Consider the following 1,582-nt stretch of genomic DNA (forward strand, 5'->3'; position numbering starts at 1 on the left):
TCATGGCAGGCCTGCAGGGCCGCGCGATGCTTGGGGCTGCGCTTGCCGGGCCAGCTGTTGAGGAGGTAGTCGGAAGCCTCACGCGCCGTGCGCAAGAGCTGAGTGCTTCCCGCCGCGACTGACTTCACAGTCACAGGTGTTTCAAATCGGTTGTTTTCCATGGCCGCTCCTTACGCCATCGGCGTCTGCGAAGCGAGGCGAAAGTGCGCATACGTCCAGACGCCGCTTTGCGCCCCTTCATCCACCTTTAAGCAGCAACGACGGCAAAGCCTCTGGCGCGAAGACCGCGCCGATCGTTGGCCAGCGACGTCACCAGCCGGTCGCGGCTGCCGACGATGTGGCCTGACAGCAGGCGCGCGGCTTCATCGGCGTCGCCAAGGCGTGCCGACGCCAGTATGGCGCGATGTTCGGCCCAGGCGCGGCTGAGGGCCGCTTCGTCGCGGACCTCCAGCCAACGCGCCCGCGACAGGCGCGTCATGGCATCGCGCACCGCCCGGAACAGGAATTCATTGCCCGACAGACGCGCCAGTTCGATGTGAAAATCCATGCCGACGCGATGCCATTCCTCGCGCGGCGTGTCGTTGTCGCAGGACTCGAGCATCGCCTCGATGACATCGAGGGCGCTCCGGTCCGCCAGGCTGCATGTCAGGCGAAGCGCCGCAACCTCGACCGCTTCCCTGTAGACGGCGATCTGCTCGAGTTCAGCCAGATTGATCGGCGACACCGTCCAGCCACGTCCGTCCCTGCCGACCAGGCCCTCGGTCTCGAGCCGCAGAAGTGCTGCCCTGACCGGGGTTCGCGACGCGCCGAAGCGGCTCTCGATCCAGCGCTCCGTCAGCTTCTCGCCGGGACCGATCTCGAGGCCCAGGATCATTTGCCGAAGCTGTTTTTCGACGCTCTGCATCTGCGACATTGTCGTTTCCATTTTCTGATCGTTGCTGGCGATCGTCTTGCCGGCCGCCTTTTCCGATCACGTTTGAGACGGTCGCATTGACAGCGGTCAAGCTTGCGTCCATCAGGGGCACCATCTTGGTATCCCAAATTGGTATCCGCAGCAAGCATCGATAAGAGTTGCTGGGACAGGACATATGACATGCAGCAGCAGAACACGCCCCCGGCGACCGACAGCACCTACAACATCCACTGGCGGCGCAATCTGTTCGTGTGCGTTGCCGGATCGTTTTCGACGCTTGTCGCCATGACGCTGCTTTTGCCGTTCCTGCCGCTCTATATCGAGCAGCTCGGCGCCGAGGGCCACGCGGCGATCGTGCAATGGTCGGGGATAGCCTATGGCGCGACGTTCTTCGCGGCGGCGCTGGTGGCGCCGCTCTGGGGACGTCTCGGCGACCGCTACGGCCGCAAGGTGATGCTGGTTCGCGCCAGCTTCGGCATGGCCATATGCATGTCGCTGACCGGCATGGTGCAGACGGTCTGGCAACTGGTGCTGCTGCGGCTGCTGATCGGGTTTGCCGGTGGCTATTCCTCGGGATCGACCATCCTCGTTGCCATGCAGACGCCGAAGGAACGCTCCGGCTGGGCGCTGGGCCTGCTGTCGGCCGGCATCACGGGTGGGGCTCTGGTC

3 protein-coding genes are annotated in these 1,582 nt (G+C 64.3%); 1 reads left to right on the forward strand and 2 read right to left on the reverse strand.

The window, feature by feature from the left end:
• Positions 1-161 (reverse strand): DUF982 domain-containing protein (locus EN984_RS33945; protein ID WP_164765889.1); only part of this gene is annotated, 161 nt, incomplete at its 3' end.
• Between the two features lie 86 nt (positions 162-247).
• Positions 248-913 carry a GntR family transcriptional regulator gene (locus EN984_RS33950; protein WP_127271432.1) on the reverse strand — a complete coding sequence of 222 codons (666 nt, stop codon included), beginning with the start codon at positions 911-913 and terminating at the stop codon, positions 248-250.
• Positions 914-1,093: 180 nt separating this feature from the next.
• Here EN984_RS33950 and EN984_RS33955 point away from each other — a divergent pair.
• The coding region (locus EN984_RS33955; RefSeq protein WP_127384325.1) for an MFS transporter at positions 1,094-1,582 on the forward strand (489 nt) is incomplete at its 3' end.

The sequence above is a fragment of the Mesorhizobium sp. M7A.F.Ca.CA.004.12.1.1 genome, assembly GCF_003997835.1.
GTDB lineage: Bacteria > Pseudomonadota > Alphaproteobacteria > Rhizobiales > Rhizobiaceae > Mesorhizobium.